Here is a 21,943-nt window from a genome sequence, read left to right on the forward strand (position 1 = left end):
GGCTTTTTTGCGCGATAACTAGGAGACGGGCAAAAAAGACCTGGATTTTTATAGCCGAATCGTACTGAAAAGAAGAAAAAATATTTTTCGTAGCGCGCAATTGAATAGGTAGTCTATTGGATGCGCGAGCTTGAAAAGCGGGGTAGGATAAATGTATTGTCAGTCACTCTCTCGAAATTTACGCAAACGAATCGGGTTTCGCGCATGCCTGACCCGGACGTTTTTTACTCCATAACCAGTCAGAAAAGAGGGAAGTTGTTGAAGAAGAATAAACGAATGGCCCGAAAAGTATCCAATCTCTCGCTTGCGATGGCAATCACGGTCGGAACCGCTGTTCCGTACGCGGTGTTCGCCGAGCCCGCCGTCACGCCGCTGCCCTCTTCCGGAACGTCTTCCGCTCTGGAGCAGGCCCGCTCCGAAGCGCTGCTGAACGCCGCGGAAGCGCCGGAAAAAGAAGTCGTTTCGCCGGATGTGGATACAACCTCCCCGCACAAACAGCGGGTAATCGTGCAGCTCAGCCGCGATCCGCTTGCGGTCACGCAGTACGAAGCGGAGCAGAGCGACAGCACGTTCTCGCCGCAGTCGGCCGAACGCAGCATCGACGCGCAGCAGTCGTCGTTTGTCGGCGCGGCGGCCAAACTGGGCATCGCGTTGCAGGTCAATTACACGTACGACACTGTACTCAACGGCATGGAGATCACCGTGTCTTCGCGCGATATTCCGAGATTGGCCGAAATTCCGGGCGTGATCTCGATCGACGCGAACGAAACCTATCAGGAAGTTCCGGTCGAAGACGCGCCGCTTGCGCAGACCGATACCGAAGGCTACGATATCAATCCGCTGAAGCAGATCGGCGCAGACCGGGTCTGGTCGGAAGGGCTGAGCGGAGCCGGAATCAAAGTAGGCGTCATCGATACAGGCGTCGATTATCTGCATCCGGATCTCAAGGACGCTTACAAAGGCGGTTACGATTCGTTCAATAAAGACAACGATCCGTATGAAGACAAGCCAAGCGGAAGCTTCAGCGGCACGAATCACGGCACGCACGTCGCCGGCACGATTGTGGGCCGCAACGCCAATACCGGCGGCAGAGCCGCTCAGAAAGGCGTCGCTTACGGAGCCGATCTGTACGCTTATAAAGTGCTCGGTTACAACGCCGCCTCCAATTCGGTCGGCGGCACGACGGCACAGGTCATCGACGGGATCGAACACGCCGTCAAAGACGGAATGGACGTCATCAACCTGTCGCTCGGTTCGGACGGGCAGAAAAGCACGACCAGCCCGGAATCGGTCGCGATCGACAATGCGGTGCTGAAAGGCATTACCGCCGTTGTCGCCAACGGCAATTCCGCGTCTTCGAGCGGCGGCAATTATTATTATACGATGGGTTCCCCAGCTTCCTCGCAGTTGGCGATTTCGGTCGGCGCGGTGGACAGCCCGTCGATCGCTTACTCCGCGAGCGCTACCGCAAGCGTAGTCGTATCGGACTCTTCTTCGACGGCCAAAACGAACAGCTCGGCCGCGCCTTCTTCCGTTGACGCGCCGAAGACCGCCGAAGCGTCGTCCGATCGGGTTTCCGGCCCGTCGGCTGCGGAAGGATCGACTTCCGCCGCGCCGTCGGCCGACAGCGGAACTTCGGGCGAGAAGACTTTTGCGCCGCTTCAAGCGGGTAATGCGGAAGCCGTTTCTTCTGCGGCGGCTTTGGCCGATCCCGCTCAATTCGCTCCGGCGGACGAATCGGCCGTATCCGGCGGTGCGCCGTCGGATACGGTCGCGGAAGCTCCGGCTGCCGAAGCCGGAGACACGCCGTCGGCGGCCGAAGTTTCGGACGCCGTCGATCCGGCCGAAGCACAGCCGGCAGGCGCGGAAGCCGGCGAACTGGAGCCGGCGGCGGAGAAAGCGCCGCAGTCCGGCGCCTATGCGCTCAAGCTCATGGCCTGGCAGACCGGCCGCACGGACTTCGCCGCGCAGCTCGGCACGAACGCGAATTCCGCGGTCTATGCCAATCTGGGCACGGCGGACGATTACGCCGCGCTGCTGAATAACGGCCAGGACCCGGCCGGTAAAGTTGTACTCGTGTCGCGCGGAGGCACTTCGCTGGAAGACAAGGTCGTGGCGGCCAAACAAGCCGGCGCCAAAGCGCTTGTGATCTTTAACGGCAATGTGTCCGCTTCGAACGCCGGTCAGGCGGATTTGTCGACGAGCATAAGCGGGCGCGACGGATTGATTGGAGCGGGAGGCTTCCTCGGCGAAGGCGCGAATTATATTCCGGTCTTCGATATGCAGGGTTCGCAGGGCCGGGCGCTGGCCCGCACGCTGACCGATCCGGCCAACGCGGGAGCGGCTTTCACGCTGAGCTTCGGCTCGTCTTATCCGTCCGCTTCGCAGGCGGGCGATCATGTGGCGCCGTTCAGTTCCCGCGGCCCGAACAGCGACGACGGTCTCAGCATCAAGCCGGACGTCGTCGCGCCGGGCGTGCAGATTACGTCCGCTTATCCGGCGTACGGCGGCAGTTACAATTCGGCTTACGCGCAGATGAGCGGCACCAGCATGGCTTCCCCGCATGTAGCGGGCGCGGCGGCGCTGCTGAAGCAAAGCCACCCGGCCTGGTCGCCGGCGGATGTTCGCGCGGCGCTGGCGAACACGTCGGTTACCGTCTCCAACGCCGGCGGAACGCGCTACGACGTGTACTCGCAGGGCGCAGGCCGAATCGATGTTTTTAACGCCAATTCGACCCCGGCTCTGCTTCAAGTGATCGAGCCGATGACGCTGCTGGACAAGAATCTCAATGCGTCGCAGATCGACAACTATGCGTCTTCCGCCGCTTTCGGCATGATGGCCGCGGGATCGTCGCAGTCCAAAACGCTTCAATTGAAAAACGTGTCGGGGAATTACGCAGGCTATTCGGCCAGCGTTCAGCTGAATCCGAGCGTCACAAGCGATCCGGGCAAGCCGGTCGCGACGCCGGATATCAACAAGATCCAGGCCAGCCTGTCCGGATTGAATCCGAACGGTGTCGTTTCGGCGGCAGCCGGCACAGCGTCCCAGTTCCAACTGAATATCAAAGTGGCATCCGATGCGCCGAGCGGCGTGTACGAAGGCCAGGTCGTACTGACCGCCACCGATCCGTTAAGTCCGACACTGCACCTGCCGTTCGTGCTGCATGTCGGCAGCGAACAGCCGGTCAACGGCTTCGGCGTCCAGCAGATCGCTTCGACGCGCACGATTGTCACGCCGGACGGCGACGGTCTGGACGATTCGACCAATGTTTCGTTTCGTCTGACGGCTTCGGACACGAACTTCCTTCAATTGAATGTGATCGATGAAAAAGGCATCGGACTCGGCTATGTCGGTCAGGTGTATCAAAACAACGCTTCCGGCGGCCTGCAAACACTGAGCCCGAAGGTATACACATTTAACAATGTGTCGGACAGCTATACGACAAGCAGCGGCGTCAAGAAAAAACTGCCGAACGGTATTTATCGGCTCCAGGTCGCTGCGGTTCAGTGGGACGCCAACAGCAAGGTAGTCAAAAGAAGCGATAATACCGCTATCGAATACACCATCGACGTCGGCTACAAGATTGCCGACGGCGAAGTCGCGAAAGTCAATGCGGCCAAGTCCGCGTTCAATGCGGCGGCCGCTGTAACCAATACGACCAAGATTGGCAGCCCGGCGCTTACGCTTCCGGTTGGTTCCGGTCTGGTTTACCAGGTAACTGGTAGCAACGCTTCTTCCCTGATCGGGACGGACGGCACGCTCAAGGCTCTTCCGGCTTCGGGCAGCCAGAGCGTAACGCTGACCGTCGCAATCTCGTCGGCCCAGCCCGGCAGCAGCGCGAAAACGACCGTCAGCGTGCCGGTTACACTGACCGCGGCGTCCAGCTCCGGCGGAGGAGCTTCCACAGGAGGCGGAGCATCGTCCGGCGGAGGAGCATCCGCAGGAGGCGGAGCATCGTCCGGCGGAGGAGCTTCCGCAGGAGGCGGAGCATCGTCCGGCGGTGGAGCCGCTGCAGGAGGCGGAGCATCGTCCGGCGGTGGAGCTGCTGCAGGAGGCGGAGCGTCGTCCGGCGGTGGAGCCGCTGCAGGAGGCGGAGCGGTATCCGGCGGCGGAACAAGCGCCGGAGGCGGTACGACCGGAGGAACAACCGGCGCGGTTACGCCGCCGGCGGCTCCGGCATCCGGCAGCGCTCTGGCGGGCGCGGTATCGCCGGGAGGATCGAGCACGGCATTGACGCCGATCGTCGGTTCGTCGGCAGGCGGCGCAGCCAAAGCTTCGCTGGACGAAGCGGCGCTGCGTCAGGCGCTCGATTCCGGCAGCCGTACGCTTGTCGTCGAAGTTCCGACGACTGCGGCGCAGAGCGCGGAAGTCTCGCTCGATGCTTCGCAGGTCGGCGCCCTCAAGCAGGCGAACGGAGCGACACTGGTCGTATCCAGCGCTTCCGGCGCGGTCGCTCTGCCGTCCGAGCTGATCGGCGGCGTGTCCGCTGGTTCGTCGCTGCTGGTGCGAATCGCTCCGGCCGCATCGAAAAGCGCGGCTTTCGAAAGCTTCAAGAACGGCGCCGGCGTAATCGGCGCTCCGGTATCGTTCGAAGTGAGCACGACGAACGCAGCCGGCAAGTCGGTCTCGCTGACCTCGACCGGCAGCACGTTCGTCACCCGCTCGTTCACTGTTCCGGCCGCTGTTTCTTCCGGCCAGGCGGGCGTTGTCTACGAAGAAAACGGTACGCTTCGTCCGATCGCGTCCAAGCTGGAGCGTCAGTCCGACGGCAGCACGCTCGTGACGGTCAGCCGTCCGGGCTTCTCGACCTACGCGGTCGTATCGGCTCCGTCGGTATTCAAGGATATCTCGAATTCGTGGGCGAAAGACTCGATCCGGAATCTGTCGAGCAAGCTGCTGATCAACGGCACGTCGGCTTCGACGTTTACGCCGAAACGCAGCGTCACCCGCGCCGAGTTCGCTTCGATGCTCGTCCGTTCGCTGGGACTGGAAAGTCAAAATGCGGCTCCGTTCAGCGATGTCAAAGCGAAAGACTGGTTCGCGGGCGACGTGGCTGCGGCCTATGAAGCGGGGCTGATCGGCGGTACGGGCGGAGGCAAATTCGATCCGAACGCCACGATCACCCGCGAACAGCTCGCGGTGCTGCTGACGAACACGGCGAAGCTACTCGACTTGAACGCTTCGTCCGGTAGCGTTTCCTATGCCGATGCTGCAAGCTTCGCGCCTTACGCGAAGTCCGGCATCGCGGCCGCTTCTTCCTTCGGCCTGATACAGGGCGAAGATCGCGGGGGCAAAACGTTCTTCAATCCGAAATCGCCGGCTACCCGCGAAGCGGCGGCGACGGTGCTTGAGAACCTGCTGGAGCGCGCCGGTTTGATCGAATAAGTTCGGCGGACGGCATTAGTTTCAAGAGTCTCCACGCAAAGCGCCGTGCAGACAGGGACATTTAAAAGTATGATATTACATCCTCCGGGAAGAGGTCTCTTTTTCCCGGAGGATATTTTGTTTTGCCGATCTTTTGATTTTCTTTTACAATGAACCTTGATAAGGATAAACCTGGAAAAAGCGACATGCGAGTAGGCTCGATACTTACAGGTAAAGGAGCGGATTGAATTGTACAATTGGCTGAAAAATTACAGTGAATTGGAATACAGTAGCGAACGCAAACAGGAAAGATGGCGTCCGAATACGAAATTTCCGCGCATACAGAAGATCGATCCGCCGCATCTGCCCGAAGCAATGAGCTTACTGGGTCAATATTATGCTGCGGTTGGCGCATGGTTGGGCGATTCGATTCACATTCAAATCCCATTTCGCGACGAGACCGAGCAGGATTTGATTATGCGGGAGATCGCTCCGTATTTTACGAAACTTTTGCATGTCCGCGACAGCGAGGAACAGGGTGAGAACGCGCGGCAAAGCCTGTCTCTGCAAAATTTTCGGCCGGAAGCGCATCCGCTGTTCGAACAGACGGATACGGCAGTGCTTCCGCTGATGCGCGATCTGTACAAACACCGTAAGCTTGAAGAAACACACTGGGAGAATGAAAAAAGCCGGATTCGGTTTCAGATCCTGACGAGCTCGCTGGAGCCGCTTCCCGCAGCGCAGCATCGAGAACTGGAGCCGCTGCGCGAATTTCTGCTTCGCACGCATTTCAACCTGGAGACGCCGCCTGAATACGGGCTTTTTCCGCTTGGCTGGAAGCTGGAAGACGAGCTTAAACACTCGCTTATACTGCGCTTTTTCGCCGGCTTCGTTCCGCATCTTGAACTATATGTCGACGCGGATACAAGAGAAGTTCTGCTGCTGCTGATGTCGATGAGCCCGATCAAGCATGAATTGACGCTGGAACGCTCCGTACCTGCCGCGCCTCGTGTGAATAGAGGCTATTTGTACTTTGAGATCGGCGGAGAAACGGTGCTGGTCGTGAATTTGCATGCGCTGGAGTGCAAAGAAACGCTTCGTTCCTGGAGAGAACTGGAGGATGCCCGAAGCTATCTGCGCGACGAAGGCGTGAACTTCGAAGAGTTCGACCATGAGCAGAACGGTGAACTGCTGGAAGGAACGTTTTTTCTGTTCGAACAAAAAGACTCGGATAAGATGATGGAAGCGATCAATCGGGCGGTGGAAGAACGAAGAGGACGGAATGAGCTGCGCTCATAACGCTTATAAAAAGGAACGGACATTGAATCAGCGCTTCGATTGCCCGCTCCTGATCGAGTCTGGAATGTGGTGTAAAAAAATACTTCGCTTACAAAGAAAACAACGATTGAGAATCCGTTTGATTCTCGCTTTGTATAAATTTTTTTAATCGTTCTGAAAATTTGCGCTTTTGGTCAATATTTCTTTCAAAAAAAAGAAATCGGCAGTAAAATGTTGACTTTTCGATCACATTTTATAAAGAAATCGATATTTTTAGCGATTTCCTTCTTTAAATGTGTGCATTTAGTCAGCATTTGAGTCCTACCTTCTAAATTTTTCCGAAAAATGCTGATCTGCCATCCATATTTTTTACATACAGATATGGGACTTGTCCCATTCCTTGTTATACGCACATTTTTCAGCCTGCTATCATTCAGTTATTCAGCCTTCCCTACACTTCCGCTCGTCTCTCCCGTCCGAATCACCACTTTCCCGCGCGTTCGCCCGGATTCGGCGCGCTCGAACGCCTGCCGCGTTTCCTCCAATGGGAAAACGGCATCGATCAGCGGCTTCAGCCGTCCTTCGTCGCACCACTGCCGCATCAGGCTCAGGTCGCGGTCGTTGGAATTGGCGGCGACGAAGCGGGCTTTGCGGCCCGAAGCGGACGCGGTCAGCACCCGCCGCAGCATGATCGAAGGACCGGGGATCGTGGTCACATACGTACCCTGCGCGGTCAGCAGAGCGCGGCAGGCGCCGAACCCGTACTTGCCCGCCGCGTCGAAGATCAGGTCGAACGTCTGCCCGCTGCGGCGGAAGTCGGTCCGGTCGTAGGCGATCACATCGATGCAGCCCAGCTCGCGCGCCGCGCTTTCGCCGGAAGAGCGGCAGACGCCGGTCACATGCGCGCCGGAGATCCGGGCGATCTGTACGGCAAAATGCCCCACGCCGCCGGTCGCGCCGACCACCAGCACCCGCATGCCCGCCGTCAATCCGCCTTCTTTGGTCAGCGCCCGATAGGCGGTGGAAGCGGCCAGCGGAAGAGCGGCGGCCTGCTCGAAGTCGAGCGATGTCGGCTTTGCCGAAGCGACGGAAGCTTTGCAGCACAGCGATTCGGCCAGCGCGCCTTTGCCGCCCGCAGCTGCCGTGAATCCGTATACCTCGTCGCCCGGCTTGAAGTTCCGCACGCCTGCGCCGCACGCTTCGACCACGCCCGCGAAGTCCGCGCCCAGAATCTTGGGGAACCGGAAGCCCGATACGACAAACAAATAACCTTTGCGCGCTTTGAAATCGATCGGGTTGATCGACGTAGCCACGTTGCGGACTTTGATCTCCCCAGCTTTGGGGCCGCGTTCCGGAACTTCTTCGATGCGGAACGTATCCGGGCCTCCGTATTTGCGTATTACTGCCGCTTTCATCCGATGAATCGCCTCGTTTCGTTATATTCTGCGCACTGCCTGTTTATCTCTTATCATAAACCGCTTCGGCAGGAAATAGAGCGGGAAAGAGTCGCATCGATCAAAAAAAGAAGCTTCGCCCGCAAACGGAATCCCAACGAGTGGATTTCCGCATGCGTGCGAAGCTTCTTGATTTTAGAAGAAAAAGTCGCTTTCCTCTTTGACGCTTACAGCCCGCTCGTGACCGGCGCATCCGCCGTATCGAACAGGAAATCTTCGTCGCGCAGCGGCTCCACGTGCACCGTACGCACATAGCCGTTGCCTTTTTTGGAGAAGAAGTCGTGCTGTTTGGTCTGCGTTTTGAGTCCGTTCAGGACGATCGGGTTGATGCTTTCATCGTCTTCTTCGAACTGCGGCTCCAGGCCGAGGTTCATCATCGCTTTGTTCGCGTTGTAGCGCACGAACTTGTCGACTTCTTCTTTGAGCCCGATCTTCGTGTACAGCTGGGCCGTATACTCTTCTTCGTTTGCCTGAAGCGTATGCAGCAGCTCGTACAGCTCTTTGGTCGCCGCTTCGGCTTCCGAAGCCGGCAGGTCGCGCAGAATCTCCTGGGCCAGCACGCCGACGTACAGGCCGTGGATGCTTTCGTCGCGCAGGATGAGGTCGATGATCTCGCCGCTGCTCGTCATTTTGCCCTGTCCGGCCAGGTACAGTGGGTAGAAAAAGCCGCTGTAGAACAGGTAGCTTTCGAGCATGACCGACGCGCCCATCGCCAGGTACAGGTCTTTCGGCGACTGGATATTCTGGTAGTACCGGGAGATGATTTCCGCTTTCTTCTGGAGCAGCGGATTCTCTTCGACCCAGCGGAACACTTTGTCGATCTCTTCCGTCGAAGCGAGCGTGGTGAAGATGCTGCTGTACGACTTGGCGTGGATCTGTTCCATCATGCCCATAAAGGCGAGCACGGCTTTGCGCTGGAGGTTCTCGACGTGCTCCATGATCTGGGGCATGCCGACGCCGCCCTGCACCGTATCGAGCAGCGTCAGGCCGCCCAGTACCTGCATATAAGCTTCCTGTTCGTCTTCGCTGAGCGTAATCCAGGACATTTTGTCGTCGGACAGCGGAATTTCTTCGTCGGTCCAGAACTGCATAATATTCTGGTTCCAGAACATTTGGGTAAAGTCGTCGGCGGGACGGTTCCAGTTCACGGCTTTGATCATCGTTCAATCATCCCTTTCGTCGGTGGATAAGATTATGGGCGGAGCATCTATGAAATAAAAAGGAAAATGTGGATATAGTTGGGTTGCGCGGACCGCAGTAATGCCCGTGCAGGACGGGCGGCACAGACTGTTTATTATGGAGCATGCTCGGTCAAAAGTAAAGCGGGGCGTTTTATGCTCGGGCCGGAAAACCGGATCTTGCAGAGAGCGCCCCGCGGGTTCATCGTTGTGCGGCTGTAAAGTCGAATCGGGCAAAGTCCGGGCTTAGATCGCGCAGCTGATGCACTCTTCCACGCTCAGGTGGTTGGTCCGCGTGTAGTAGAGAGCTTTCAGGCCTTTGCGCGCGGCGTACAGATAGTAGCGGGCCAGGTCGCGCGTCGTCACGTTGCTGTTGACGTGCAGGATCGCGGAAATACCCTGGTCGATATGCTCCTGAATCGCCGAGATCAGGTCGATGACTTTGAACTGGTTCATCTGGTACGCCGATTTGTAGTAGAAGAAGTTCTCCTGCGACAGGTACGGCATCGGGTAGTACGTGGTCGAGTTCGCGTAAGTGCGGGTCTCGATCGCGTCGACGATCGGCATTACGCTCGATGTCGAGTTCTGGATATAGGAAATACTTTGCGTCGGCGCGATCGCCAGACGGTACGCGTGATACAGGCCGTTCGCTTGAACGAGCGTGCGCAGGTGGCTCCAGTCGGCCGTCGTCGGGATGTGCATGCCGCCGAACAGCGCTTTGACTTTATCGGTGCGCGGGCTGTAATCGGTCTGTACGTACTTGTCGAAGTATGTACCTTTCGCATATTCGGACTGCTCGAAGCCGGCAAAAGTAGCGCTGCGGTCGCGGGCGATCTCCATGCTTTTTTCGATCGAGTAGTAGTTCATCATCATGAAGAACGTGCGCGCAAAGTCGATCGCTTCGTCGCTTTCGTAGGCAATCTTGTTTTTCGCCAGGAAGCCGTGCAGGTTCATCGCGCCAAGGCCCACGGAGTGCATCTCGCGGTTCGCTTTGGCTACGCCCGGAGCATTCTGCACGTCGGTCATATCGCTGACGGCGGTGAGGCCGAGCATCGCTTCGTGCACCGACTCGCGGATCTTGCCCAGATCCATGACGTTGGCGATATTCAGCGAAGCCAGGTTGCAGCTGATATCGCGGCGGATATCGTTGTCCTGTCCGTAATCGCCGATCGTCGACGTTTCCTGGAGCTGGTAGATTTCCGTGCACAGATTGGACATTTTGACCATGCCCAGATCTTTGAGCGCGTGATCTTTGTTGGCGTTGGTCTTGTTCATGATATACGGATAACCGGATTCGAGCTGGATCATGGCGATCTTCACCAGCATGTCGCGGGCGCTCATCACGGTTTTTTTCTTGATCTTGTCGTTGGCGAGCAGTTCGTCGTACATCGCGTCCAGATCGATGTCGTCGAGATGCTTGCCGTACTCTTTGTACACGGAGTAAGGACCGAACACGACCAGCGGCTGATTTTCTTCCGCCAGCTTGTAGAAGCGGTTCGGAACGATCAGGCCGATCGACAGCGTTTTGAGGCGCGATTTCTCGTCGGCGTTGATCTTTTTGCTGTCCAGGAATTCAAGTACGTCCCAGCCGAAAATGTTGTAGTACGCCGCGCCCGAACCTTTGCGCTGTCCCATCTGGTCGGCGTAGGAGAATGCGTCTTCCATCAGCTTCAGCACCGGCATGATGCCTTTGGCCGCGCCTTCGACGCCTTTGATCGGCTCGCCGCGTCCGCGCAGCTTCGACAGGTTGACGGCTACGCCGCCGCCGATCTTCGACAGCTGCATGCAGGTCGAGAGCACGTAGTTGATCGAGTTGAGCGCGTCGTCCATCTCCAGCAGGAAGCACGATACCAGCTCGCCGCGGCGGCTTTTGCCCGCGTTGAGGAACGTCGGGGTCGCCGGCTGTACGCGCTGCTCCATGATGGCCGTCACGAGCGCTTTGGCCGTATCGGCATTGCCGCCGCCCAGATGCAGAGCGACGATCGCGGCGCGGTCGGCGTATTGTTCGAGATACAGCGATTTGTCGTTGCTTCTCATCGCGTAATCGGTATAGAACTTGGAAGCGGCCATATACGATGCGAATTCGAACGGAACGTTGTGCGACGTCTCGAATACCGAAACGACTTCCTCACGGGTGTACTTTTCGTACACGTTCTCGTAGTAGTCGTTTTCGATCATGTAGTCGACCTGCTCGCCGTAGCTGCCGAAAGTCAGGCTGCGCTGCGCGACTTCCTCCATAAATGCCGAAACGGCCTCTTTATCTTTCTCAAGCCGGAAAAATCCGTCCGCGTTTCTCAGCATCAGCTGGTTGTTCAGTTCAATATGCCGCAAGGGTGTTCAACTCCTCTTTAAAATGAATGATATCTTTTTTCGTTCCGGATAATTCGAATTTGCACAGGACCGGCACGCCGTAGGTCTGGGAAATGGTGTCCGCGCTCTTGGCGAAGCACTGCCCCCAGTTGCGGTTGCCGCTGGCGGATACGCCGCGAAGCTGCTGTCCGTTCTGCTGCAGGAAAAGCTTCACGCGGTCAGGTACCTGGCCGAAGCCCGTGGTGTACGTGACAAGGATGAAAGGCTCGTCCAGCTTCATTGCCTCGTCGATCTGCACTGCCGGCAGTTCCAGTTTTTCGATAAATCTCCGTACGTTTCCGGTCTTGGAATCGTAAGCGATCACCATGTTCACCGACATCCTTTCGTACTCACTTATAACTAGATATAGGTTTAAGTGAGTCAATGTTAATCATTCTATAACCATATATGGGGATTGTCAAAGCACAAATTCGAGAAAAATAAATCGTTGGAAATTGGCTGCGGACGCGAAAAAGCGAGCAATCGCAGGAAAAAGGGCGCTTTCCTCGCACGGCACCGGCTAAACGGGAATTGACGCCAAAAAGAGCAGAGGATTTTTACGCGAATGGCGCAGTGGCGCGGAAGCTGGCTCAAGCGAAAGACAAAGAACGAAGCCGGCAGGTAAAAAAGTGCAAAAAATTTTGTGTTTTAACGGTGAAAAAAAGTTAGGTATGCGGGAAAAGGATGGGGATAAGCAGTGGAAAAGGTGTGTGCGGACGAGGGGTGAACTGTGGACAGCGGTGGATAACGGCGGGGCTGTATATTGTGGATGACGGGGATAGTGGGGATAGATCGGGGGCGGCGGAGAAAGGAAAACTAGATATAGAGGAAGGATGCGGATCGGAGCGGACGAGGCGGAGCGGAGCGAATTGTGCGAATAAGCAGCAATTTTGGCGGATTAGCCGGAAAATGAGACGATTGCTGCGGATCGGCATCAATATTGGAAGAGGGAAGGACGAGTTTGGCGAAAAGGCGGTAATCGCTCTGAAATTGATGCGCATAAGCAGCAATCGCGGCCGAAACGGCGAAATCAGCACAAATTGCTGCTTAGTTGCATGAATGGGTGAACAGCGGAGGCCGACTGCGGGGCCCCGACCGGAACGTTACCGAAAAGTCGGCATCGAGACGAAAAACCTGATTGAAAACCCGGCGCCGGACGAAGTGCGGGCCGGAAGCTGCAGCCGCAGATGCGGCTCCGGCGGGCTCGGCCATCCGGTCTGGGCCCGTTAAGATTCAACCGACCGGCTTCGCCATCCGGTCGTATGCGTGCCCGCTCAGCTCCACGGAGCCGTCTTCGCGGTAGCCCAGGCGCTCGTACAGCGCCCGGGCTTTGACGTTCGCGCGGTCGACGAGGAGCATCGCCCTCGCCTCGCCGAGCTCCGCCGCCCGGCGCTCGAACGCTTCGATCAGCCGGGTCCCGAGTCCGGACCCGCGGTAAGCCTCGTCCACCGACAGCGAATCCAGGTAGTATTCGCCGGGACGAGCCTCCGGCACCAGGCCGCTTGTCGGCAGGCCGCGGCTCCGCAAGCGCCTGAGCAGCGGCTCGTCCAGCGCCGCGGCCTCGGCGCCGGGGTAGCTCAGCGCGAAGCCGGCGATGCCGCCGCCTTCCGCTTCGCAGACGAGCACGCTGCGGAAGCTCAGCCGGCAGTTCGGCAGCCGGAACAGTTCTTCGAGCGCCGACAGGGTGTCCGGCAGATCCTCCGTGCCGGAGATGGTGTAGGCGATATCGCCGATCGCCTCGAGCATTAAGAGCGAGACGGCGGAGGCGTCGCCGGGAGCGGCGGGGCGGATACGGAAAGAGGGAGTCATGGATGTGCCTCCTTTGGGCTTTAAGTATGTAGGGATTGAAAGATTAGAGGATTGAAAGATTAAATTCAGGGATCGAAGACAAAAGATCGAAGTCAAAAGATTAAGACAAAAGATTAAGACAAAAGATTAAGTCAAAAGATTAAAGTCAAAAGATTTCTTTGAACTTTCCGGAAATTTCCGGTCGTTCAAAGATGGGGCACCATGGATCAGAATGCAGATTCTTATTGGAATCTGCATTCCGAGTCTGAGGGGAAAGGCCCCGTTCGGTTTTCCTCCGGAAAACTAGGGTGAGCAGAACCCGGATTCTTGCTTAATCCGGATTCTGCTCGGGATCAGCAGCTTCCCTTTTCTTCTCTTCCACTTTCGTCGGATGCCCCAAATAAAACCTCCGAATCGGTTTAATCTCGTCATCCAGCTCGTAAACGAGCGGAACGCCGGTGGGGATATTCAAATCCAGCAGTTCATGTTCTTCGAGGTCCTCCATAAATTTAATCAGCGCCCGGATGGTGTTGCCGTGGGCGGCGATGATAATCCGTTCTTTCTGGCGGATCAGGGGAACGATGCGGTCGTCCCAGTATTCGCCGACTCGGTCGATCGTATCCTGGAGACTTTCTCCGGCGGGCAGGAAGCCCGGATCGAGTTTGGAGTAGCGCGCGTCTTCCTGGGGACGGCGTTTGTCGCCGGCTTCGAGCAGGGGAGGGCGGGAGTTCAGGCTGCGCCGCCAGATATGCACCTGTTCTTCGCCGTATTTCTCGGCGGTTTCCGATTTGCTCAAACCTTGAAGAGCGCCGTAATGCCGTTCGTTCAACTTCCACGATTTCTCTACGGGAATCCAGAGCAGGCCCAATTCGTCGAGGACGTGATACAGCGTCTTGATCGAGCGCTGGAGGACCGACGCAAAAGCGGCGTCGAAGATATACCCCGTTTCGCGCAGAATCTGTCCGGCTTCCCTGGCCTCGTCCAGTCCCCGCTCGGTCAGGTCCACGTCGGTCCAGCCCGTAAACAAATTCTGTTGGTTCCATTCGCTTTGTCCGTGTCTTACCATCACTACGCGGTACATAACTGCATCTCCTTTTGGCAAATTCTCTTTTTCGATTTACTGTGCTGCCCATAAGCCGTCTTCTACTATTTAAAGCAGGCGAGGCATTTTGAAAGGGAGTTCGAAAAATGAATACGGAAAGAAAGCAAAAATCCCTCCTGCCTGCGGCGCGGGGCCGCAGGCAGGAGGGATGAAGCGAAAAAGCATTACTGTCCGCCGTCGAGCGTCGTAATCTCCGTGATAGTCAGCACCGTCGTCTGGTCGTCGATCTTGTCTTCGGTGTAGGTGTACTTGACCATCGCCTGCGACGGGATCGTCGAGATCTGGTCCTGCGCTGCTTCGGACAGCTGGTACGAGACCGCTTTGCCGTCCACTTCGATCTCGACGGTATGGCTGTCGGCCAGGCCGCTGTATTCGCCCTGTCCGTTCAGCGCTCCGTCTTTCGGCGTTTCGGCCGGAGCCGTATCGGTCTTGCCGGTGTCTTTGGAATCCGTGCCGGATGTACCGCCGGTGCTTGCGGCGGGCGTTTCCGTCTTGCCGCTGTCGGCCGGTGCGGTGTCGGTCTTGCCGCTTTCCTTCGTATCGGACGAGGAAGAATCGGTCGTGCCGGAAGTTCCGCTGTTGTCCGCAGGCGTGCTGTCCGCGGCCGGGCTGTCTTCCGCTGCTTCGGTATCTTCCGCGGCGGCATCCGGTTCTTCGGCCGGTTCCGCGGTGTCGTCCGCGATCGTTTCCTCTTCGTTGTTGGTGACTTCGCCGTCGGATTGCGAGCTCTGCTCGGCATCCGGTACCGGAGAAGCGGCTTCGTTGCTGCCGCAGGCGCTCAGTACGCCGGTCAGCATAAGCGTCAGGGCCAGATAAGATAAAGATTTCATTTTATTCATTCGGTCAAACACCTCCAAATGGTTATACGCCGGACTTTCTGAAAAGTTACACGGCTGCTCCCCGCTATCGACCCGGACGGATCGTCGAGGTTTTTTCTCATTATACCTTCTTTGAACCCGGGAAGGCTTACATCATTGTTACCCGAAAGGGGGTGAGAATGCAAATTGGCAAGGAGATTACGCTTGGACAAGATGCAGTCCTATCTATTATAAAAAACGGATTAGGTCTATAGGGTGGGGTGTCGATTGCCGTGATATGGATCTTAAGTCTCGGAATAATGATTGTTCAAGAAAATATCGGTACCCGGAACCCAAGAAATACAGTATGATTTTATTAGTCGCTAAAGGGAATTGAAGGCAAGATTCCATATAGAAGGCATAAGGGCTTAAATGATCTGCCGTTCCAAGCGGTCGGCCGATACGACGGGAGTCTAAATCGTATATGAAAAAACAATCCGAAGATGCGATCAAAGCCAGTTCGGCAGCCTTTGCGCTTCTTGCGCTGGCGATCTTATCGCTGCCGCTGCTGCCCTTCATTATTCTTGGTATAGGGCAGGCGATTCAATCCATACCGGATCCTTCCGTCTACAAGAAAACGCAGAGCTTTTTGGAAGAGAAGTATGGAGGCGAATTTGAAGTCAAGCGGATGAAACAAGGCTGGCACGATGAATATTCGGGAATCGCTTATACCGGGAAGGACCGTTATTCCTTTCATGTAGCGGCTTTCAAAGCACCGCATAATTATTACGTTCAAGACGATTATCCGCTCCAGCAGACGATTCGGCCGATAATCGGACAAATTTTTGGAGATGAATCGAAGCTGGTTTACGAAGTGGAATATAGTTGGCCGCAGCTGTACACGAATAATAGCGGCGATTGGAAAGACCCGTTGACACAGCGTGCGGAGAGGGAAGTGAGTATCAATATTCATTTGTACAGTTCGGATCCGGACCTGACCGCGCATTCGGCCGCATTCGAGCGGCTCGCAAACGAGATTGCAGCTGAACAACTGCAGTTGGACAATCTGTCGGTTGTTCAAGTCAAAGCCGGGGCAGTCGATTCGGAGTTTCTCGACAAGCCTTATGACAAAAAAGAAAAATCGATAATCGAGACTTACTTTTGGAATGAAAAGCAAAGAAAATTCCGGTCTCGAAGCGATGAATAAGAAAACCGGGGGAATCTTATCATGAAACTCAAAATCCGGACCTTCACGCTCCTGCTCGCGGCGGGGGCCGTGCTTGCGATCGGGGCGAAGCCGGCGGTGCAGCGGGCGCTGGGCGAAAGCCAGGGCGTCAGCCTGAATGCCAAAGGCACGCTGGAGAGCATGACGGAGCGGCAGCTCGAAGACAAATACGGCCGCTCTTTTACGCTGCAAATGCTTGACGAAACACAGGTGGGCGCGCGGTACGAAAGTATTCTTTCGCAGACCGATGCGCCGCAAAGCGGCACGGGAACGCGCTCCGGCGACGCGGGCGACCACCTGCGCCAGACTCTTTTTTTCCACGCGGCGGGCTTCAAGGTCGGCCAGTACTTCCGCATCCAGGACGATTACGAGCTGCAGCGGCTGGTCCGGCCGATCGTCGAGGAGGAAATGGGCGCCGCTTCCGATATGCTGTACGATCTTACATACGCTTCGCCGGATTTGTTTACCCATATCGACGAGATCAATACGGACTGGAACGAACTGCTGAAGAACCGGGCCAGGTCCGACCTTAAGATCAACCTGGTCTTTTACGCAAAAGTAGTGCCCAAATACGAACTCGCCGAGAAGCTGAACCGGGTGCAGCGGCGTTTGGAAAATGAACATCTGGGCATCGGCAAACTGCGCGTGTATCGGGTGGACGAACCGGACTTCGACGAAAAGCTGCTGACGACGCCTTCCGGCAAACTCGCTAAGATCATCCGGGAAACGTGCAAACCGGCCGCTGCGGGCGAAGGCAACCGGTGGGGATTGGAGTGCGGACCGTTCGCGGGTTTCGATTGATTCTCTTTTTCGCACCGCTTGGCCGCCGCTCGCAATGACCGCTTCGATCGGGTAAACTGGTAGACGTGGATTGATCAGCGCGCCGTATCGGCACCGTCCCTTAGCGAGCAGCCGGGAGGTGTCGATCGCAGAGAGCGCGGACGAGAGGAGAGTTTCAATCATGACTCAAGAACAAGAACGGCAGGAACAGCAAGTTCGCGGCGCCGCCGACTTGGCCGCGCATTTCGATGTAACGGTCGAGCAGGCGCGGGAACTGCCTTTTGCCGAAGGACAGACGCTGATCTGGAAGGAAGCGTTCAATCTGGACAGCTGGCTTATTCTGATGCAGCCGTCGGACAACCCGCAGCAGCCGGAGCCTTTCTTCGGCAATATCGACGGACAGGGCTGGGCATTCCTGTTCACCGATCCGATGCACGCCCAGGTGTTCGCGCGCAACAATCAGCTGGTGACGCCGGGCGGCAACGTGATGATCGCCAAGATGCAGGTGCAGCCGATGATCAACTGGCTGGAAGAGATCGGCGAATCGGGACTGTACGGCGTGCGTTTTAACGAAGGGGAGCAGGGCTGGTTCTCGCCGATAGCGAATCTGCGCGATATGCAGGCGTACGTGGAAGAGCGCACAGGCGGCGGATTGGAGTAAAGTTTTTAATCGCATAATCGGAAAAGGTCAAACAGCGCACGCACGGAACTGTCCGTGAAAGTGCGCTTTTTTGTGCGTCGGCACTTAAAAATCCAACGTTTCCCCGTCCGCCGGAATTAACACACGCGCTTCCAATCCCTGCTTCCGCAAACCGTCCGCCAGATCGGCGCGCGTGGTCAGGCAGTGATTGATCGCTTCCAGATGCACCGCGACGACCTGGGTGTCCGGCGCGTATCGGCATACGGCGGCCGCGTCTTCCGGCGTCATGGTGATGGGATCGCCTTCGTTGAAACGCGCGCCGCCGGAGTTGATGACCGTAACGTCCGGACGGTAGCGGTCCAGCGCGTCTTCGACTTCGTCGCACCAGATGGTGTCGCCCGCGATATACAGGGTCGGTTCGCCGGGAGCGCGCAGCACGAAACCGGATACCCGGCCCATCGCGCGTCCGATCTCGCCCGTTCCGTGCCGGCCGGAAGTTCGGGAGATCGTTACGCCGGCGTGCGTCAGTTCGGACTCGACCGGATAGATGCGGGTAAAGCCTTTTTCGCCGATGCGTTCTTCGTCTCCGGGTTGGCAAAACAGCGGGACTTCGCCGCCGAGCCGACCGGTCAGCAGATTCTGCGCGCCCGCGTCGTCCCAGTGGTCGAGATGCAGATGCGTAAGCAGCACGGCGTCCGGGGAAGACAGACTCTCGGTGTCTACCGGCAGCGGCGCCAGCGGGTTGCGGCGGTCGTTCGGGGTGTTGCGTACCGGCGGATTGTGCCCCTGCGGACTGAGCGCGGGATCGACGATCCAGGTCAAGCCGCCGTACCGCAGCCGCAGCGTGGCGTTGCGAATCAATTGAAGTTGCATGTTTGTCAGCCTCCTCGGCACAAGGTATACTGCCCATTATAGAAGAAGCGCGGTCCGCGGCCTACAACCGGATGAAAGGAAATCGGCGGCCGGACTTTCACGGTGAAAAAAGAAGGAGAAGAGAGCAGATGGATACGGAAACGAAACGCGGAACTTCGAGCGCTCCGGCATCGTCGACATTCGACGCAACGGACCGGGCGATCCTGGACCTGCTGCTGGGAGACTCCATGCGCACCAACAAAGAGATCGGCGAGATCGTGCACTTGACCGGACAGGCTGTCGGGGCGAGAGTACGGCGGATGCGGGAAAACGGCGTGATCGAAGGCTATACGCTGCGCTGGAATCCGGCGAAGATCGGGCTGGGTACGGAAGCGTTTGTGACCGTGTTTCTGAATTCGGGGACCATTCATGCCGCCTTTCTGGCGTTCGCGCAGCACGATGAACGGGTGACGCAGATCGACCGGACGGGCGGCGAAGGCTGCTATCTGCTGCGGCTCCGCACGGCTTCGCCGGAGGAACTGAACGACTTTTTGCAGGAGATGTTGAAGTACGGGAATTATCGGGTGAATCTGTCGATGGGGCGGTTGAAAGGGTGATGCGGCTAAAGGGAAATCAACCGGAGGCTTCGAAAAATAAAAAACGGATGCGAGGCTCCGGCGGGGAGCGGAACGCATCCGTTTTTTTGATGGTTTAAGCCGTGCCCGACTGCGATTATTCCGGCAGGACGCCCGGCGTTCCCGTCTGCGGCAGCAGGAACGACCATTCGCCGTCGCGGTACATGTGGCGGACGACAGTACGTTTCAAAGTCAGTTTGGCCGGCATTTTCTCCAGTCCTTTTATAAGGAATGTTTGATCGCCGTTAAGCTTTGAACCATGTAAGTCGACGGCTCCCTGAAATTCGATGGAATATTCGCGGCCCTTCTCGTCCTGGGCGATCCAGGTATCTTGCGGGAAATTCGGATTGCCGTACGTGCCGCCGAATTGGAGAATACCCACCGTAAGAGGGGGATTCGGTCCGCCGACCATGTTCGGGTTAGGACCGATCGTCAGGCTGTTGAACCGGAACTCGTCTCCCGAATCTTTGAACACCGCCGGATTTTTGGCGGACAGCGAAGCCGGATCGAAGGTAACCGAAGCATCGCTTTTTTCCCGGATCACGTACCCTTCCAGTACAAAACGCAAAGATTCGCGATCGTAAGGGAAGTTGTTGAACGCATAGAACCAGTTCGTTATACCGTTCCAACGATTGAATGCGGAAGAAGCATCGTAGGCGAAGCTGAGATTGTCGGTCAGCGGTTCGCCGTCGGCTTTTTCGATTCGGTATACGACTTCATGCTCGGCTCCCGCGCCGCCTGCCGCCCGCCGCTGCGCTTCCTCGGTCAACGAAGTCTCGAATTCAAGCGAACCGCCGCTCGGCGTTTTCGTGGCGCCCAGCATTTGTATGCGTATGCCGCTGGGCGTCTCATAGGATTCGTCGATCGGAGTAACCAGCGAAGCTTCCGCGGCTTTGGTCAGATCGGTTTCGATAGAGAAGCCCCAGAGACCGTCGACTTTCTCCGATGTGCCGTTCGCCGATATCTTGTTCGGGTTCGGCTCGATCTGATAAATATTGATGTTCAGAAACAGCTTGTCGCCTACAGCGGGACGATTGAAAATAAACTCGTGCCGGTCGATACTCGGGTCACCGGCGATGCCATTGGAAAAAGCCAGACTCCCTAGCTCATCGGAAATTCGGTACTCTGTCCCAAAACCTAACCGTCCCGGAACGGTTTTGCCGTGCTTATCGTAAAAAGTGAACCCGACGATCATTCGAGTCGAATCGGCGATCACCTCCTGCGCCTTGATCGTATACCCGCTGCTGGAGGATTCGGCTTCGGACTCGTCCAGGAACCCCTTTTCCTTGGCTTCGCGCATTCCCGGATCGGCATAACCGTCCGCCGCGAACAATGAACGGACCCGATCCGCAATCGTCGGCTGCGTATAGATCAGCGCGCCTCCGGCAAGCAGCAGAACGAGAGCCGATACAAGCCAGATTCGGCCGTGCCTTTGCCTGATGGTTCGTTTACGCCGCCGAGCGCGCTTGGATTTCTCGGCGGTCGAAGAAGCATGAATATCCGCCGTCGGCGTTTGCCGGATACCGTCGCTCGCCGCTGCGGCCGAATCGTCCGACTGCGGCCGGACCGCCTGATCTGCGCCGGAGACTCTGTCCGCTTCCGGAACTTCTTCCTCTTCCGCCGGCTCTACCTCCACCCCTTCCAGCCCCGCCATAAACCGCTCTGTAAAGTCGTCCGGCAGGCGCTCGTCGAACAGCAGCTCTTCCCACTGCGCATCTTCGGGCGTTTGCGCGTCGGGAGGGAACGGCGCTTCGTTACGCGGCGCGCTTTCTGCGCGGATTCCGCTGTCGCTGCGTTTGCTCCCGCCGCTGTGTTCGCCGGGCGCCGCTTCTGCGTCCGAAACTCTGCCGCCCGGCCCGTTTCCGCCGGAATCCTCCCTGCTATACGCGGCTTTTCCCGCTCCGCTGCACGGCCGTAAATTCATAGCGCGTTCCCTCCTTTGCCGTTATTTTTTTGCGCAGGCTTTGCTTGGCCCGGTGCAGAGCGTTGTTCACCTGCTGGACCGACATGCCGGTCAGTCCGGCAATCTCTTCGTGGCTGAGCTGATTGGTATAGCGCAGCACCAGCGCCAGCCGGTAATGCTCCGGCAGCGTATCCAGCAGCCGGTCCAGCTCGGCGCGCAGTTCGCGCCGCAGCGCGCTCGCTTCCGGCGCTTCGCCGGCCGGGGCCGCGCAGCCGTCTCCCGCGTCCGCCACCGGCGGCGCTTCTTTCCGCCGCAGGCGATCGCGATACAGATTGACCGCGATCGTGTACAGCCATCCGGCGAAGCTTTGCTCCGGCCGCTGCGAAGCCAGTTTGCGGTACGCTTTGAACAGCGTATCCTGCGTCAGATCCTGGGCGTCCGCTTCCGGCAGGCCCATTTTGCGGAATAGGCCGTACAGTTTATTTTTATACCGGTCGACGATGCCCGCGTAAGCCTGTTTATTGCCTGCGAGCACCGCATCGACCAGGTTCCGGTCATCCGGCAGTTCCACGGGCTTCCCTCCTTTGTCTGCGGATTT

At 57.5% G+C, this 21,943-nt stretch carries 16 protein-coding genes; 6 read left to right on the plus strand and 10 right to left on the minus strand.

What is annotated here, in order from left to right; all coding sequences use genetic code 11:
- Nucleotides 1–276: 276 nt before the first annotated feature.
- A complete protein-coding gene (locus QWJ34_RS01610) occupies nt 277–5,385 on the plus strand; it encodes a S8 family serine peptidase (RefSeq protein WP_302725300.1) in 5,109 nt (1,702 codons plus the stop codon).
- Nucleotides 5,386–5,613: 228 nt separating this feature from the next.
- Nucleotides 5,614–6,663, plus strand: coding sequence for a hypothetical protein (locus QWJ34_RS01615; protein ID WP_302725301.1), 1,050 nt, complete (start codon nt 5,614–5,616; stop codon nt 6,661–6,663).
- A 416-nt stretch (nt 6,664–7,079) separates the two neighbouring features.
- Here QWJ34_RS01615 and QWJ34_RS01620 read toward each other — a convergent pair whose 3' ends face one another.
- From QWJ34_RS01620 to QWJ34_RS01650, 7 genes are all read right to left on the minus strand, one after another.
- Nucleotides 7,080–8,057 carry an NAD(P)-dependent alcohol dehydrogenase gene (locus tag QWJ34_RS01620; RefSeq protein ID WP_302725302.1) on the minus strand — a complete coding sequence of 326 codons (978 nt, stop codon included), beginning with the start codon at nt 8,055–8,057 and terminating at the stop codon, nt 7,080–7,082.
- Nucleotides 8,058–8,263: 206 nt separating this feature from the next.
- The gene (gene nrdF / locus QWJ34_RS01625; RefSeq protein WP_302725819.1) at nt 8,264–9,253 is read right to left on the minus strand and encodes a class 1b ribonucleoside-diphosphate reductase subunit beta; all 990 of its coding nucleotides are present in this window, start codon (nt 9,251–9,253) and stop codon (nt 8,264–8,266) included.
- 267 nt (nt 9,254–9,520) lie between these two features.
- Nucleotides 9,521–11,605 (minus strand): class 1b ribonucleoside-diphosphate reductase subunit alpha, encoded by a 2,085-nt coding sequence (gene nrdE, locus QWJ34_RS01630; protein ID WP_302725303.1) that lies wholly within the window; start codon nt 11,603–11,605, stop codon nt 9,521–9,523.
- A complete protein-coding gene (gene nrdI, locus QWJ34_RS01635) occupies nt 11,592–11,951 on the minus strand; it encodes a class Ib ribonucleoside-diphosphate reductase assembly flavoprotein NrdI (protein ID WP_302725304.1) in 360 nt (119 codons plus the stop codon). Before nrdI ends, nrdE begins: the two co-directional genes overlap by 14 nt.
- A 905-nt stretch (nt 11,952–12,856) precedes the next feature.
- Nucleotides 12,857–13,432, minus strand: coding sequence for a GNAT family N-acetyltransferase (locus QWJ34_RS01640; protein ID WP_302725305.1), 576 nt, complete (start codon nt 13,430–13,432; stop codon nt 12,857–12,859).
- Between the two features lie 310 nt (nt 13,433–13,742).
- On the minus strand, nt 13,743–14,492 hold the full coding sequence (gpmA, locus tag QWJ34_RS01645) for a 2,3-diphosphoglycerate-dependent phosphoglycerate mutase (protein WP_302725306.1): 750 nt from the start codon (nt 14,490–14,492) through the stop codon (nt 13,743–13,745).
- Between the two features lie 185 nt (nt 14,493–14,677).
- Nucleotides 14,678–15,352, minus strand: coding sequence for a hypothetical protein (locus QWJ34_RS01650; protein ID WP_302725307.1), 675 nt, complete (start codon nt 15,350–15,352; stop codon nt 14,678–14,680).
- A gap of 442 nt (nt 15,353–15,794) precedes the next feature.
- On the opposite strand from QWJ34_RS01650, the gene QWJ34_RS01655 reads away from it, so the two are divergent.
- The 3 genes from QWJ34_RS01655 (at nt 15,795) to QWJ34_RS01665 (ending at nt 17,976) form a co-directional block, all read left to right on the plus strand.
- The gene (locus QWJ34_RS01655) at nt 15,795–16,517 is read left to right on the plus strand and encodes a hypothetical protein (RefSeq protein ID WP_302725308.1); all 723 of its coding nucleotides are present in this window, start codon (nt 15,795–15,797) and stop codon (nt 16,515–16,517) included.
- 21 nt (nt 16,518–16,538) lie between these two features.
- A complete protein-coding gene (locus QWJ34_RS01660; RefSeq protein WP_302725309.1) occupies nt 16,539–17,336 on the plus strand; it encodes a hypothetical protein in 798 nt (265 codons plus the stop codon).
- Between the two features lie 160 nt (nt 17,337–17,496).
- Complete coding sequence (locus tag QWJ34_RS01665) at nt 17,497–17,976, plus strand: hypothetical protein (RefSeq protein WP_302725310.1); 480 nt, start codon at nt 17,497–17,499, stop codon at nt 17,974–17,976.
- A gap of 84 nt (nt 17,977–18,060) precedes the next feature.
- Here the strand turns inward: QWJ34_RS01665 and QWJ34_RS01670 are convergent, their stop codons facing one another.
- Nucleotides 18,061–18,828: an MBL fold metallo-hydrolase gene (locus QWJ34_RS01670; protein ID WP_302725311.1), complete on the minus strand. Its 768-nt coding sequence runs from the start codon at nt 18,826–18,828 to the stop codon at nt 18,061–18,063.
- A gap of 128 nt (nt 18,829–18,956) precedes the next feature.
- Here QWJ34_RS01670 and QWJ34_RS01675 point away from each other — a divergent pair, with 128 nt between their 5' ends.
- Nucleotides 18,957–19,424 (plus strand): Lrp/AsnC family transcriptional regulator, encoded by a 468-nt coding sequence (locus tag QWJ34_RS01675; RefSeq protein WP_302725312.1) that lies wholly within the window; start codon nt 18,957–18,959, stop codon nt 19,422–19,424.
- 115 nt (nt 19,425–19,539) lie between these two features.
- On the opposite strand, the gene QWJ34_RS01680 is transcribed toward QWJ34_RS01675, so the two are convergent.
- A complete protein-coding gene (locus QWJ34_RS01680) occupies nt 19,540–21,366 on the minus strand; it encodes a DUF4179 domain-containing protein (protein ID WP_302725313.1) in 1,827 nt (608 codons plus the stop codon).
- Entirely contained in the window at nt 21,323–21,916 is a 594-nt protein-coding gene (locus tag QWJ34_RS01685; RefSeq protein WP_302725314.1) for an RNA polymerase sigma factor, read from the minus strand. Before QWJ34_RS01685 ends, QWJ34_RS01680 begins: the two co-directional genes overlap by 44 nt.
- Nucleotides 21,917–21,943 lie beyond the last annotated feature (27 nt).

Source organism: Saccharibacillus sp. CPCC 101409 (assembly GCF_030518235.1).
Taxonomy (GTDB): Bacteria; Bacillota; Bacilli; order Paenibacillales; family Paenibacillaceae; genus Saccharibacillus.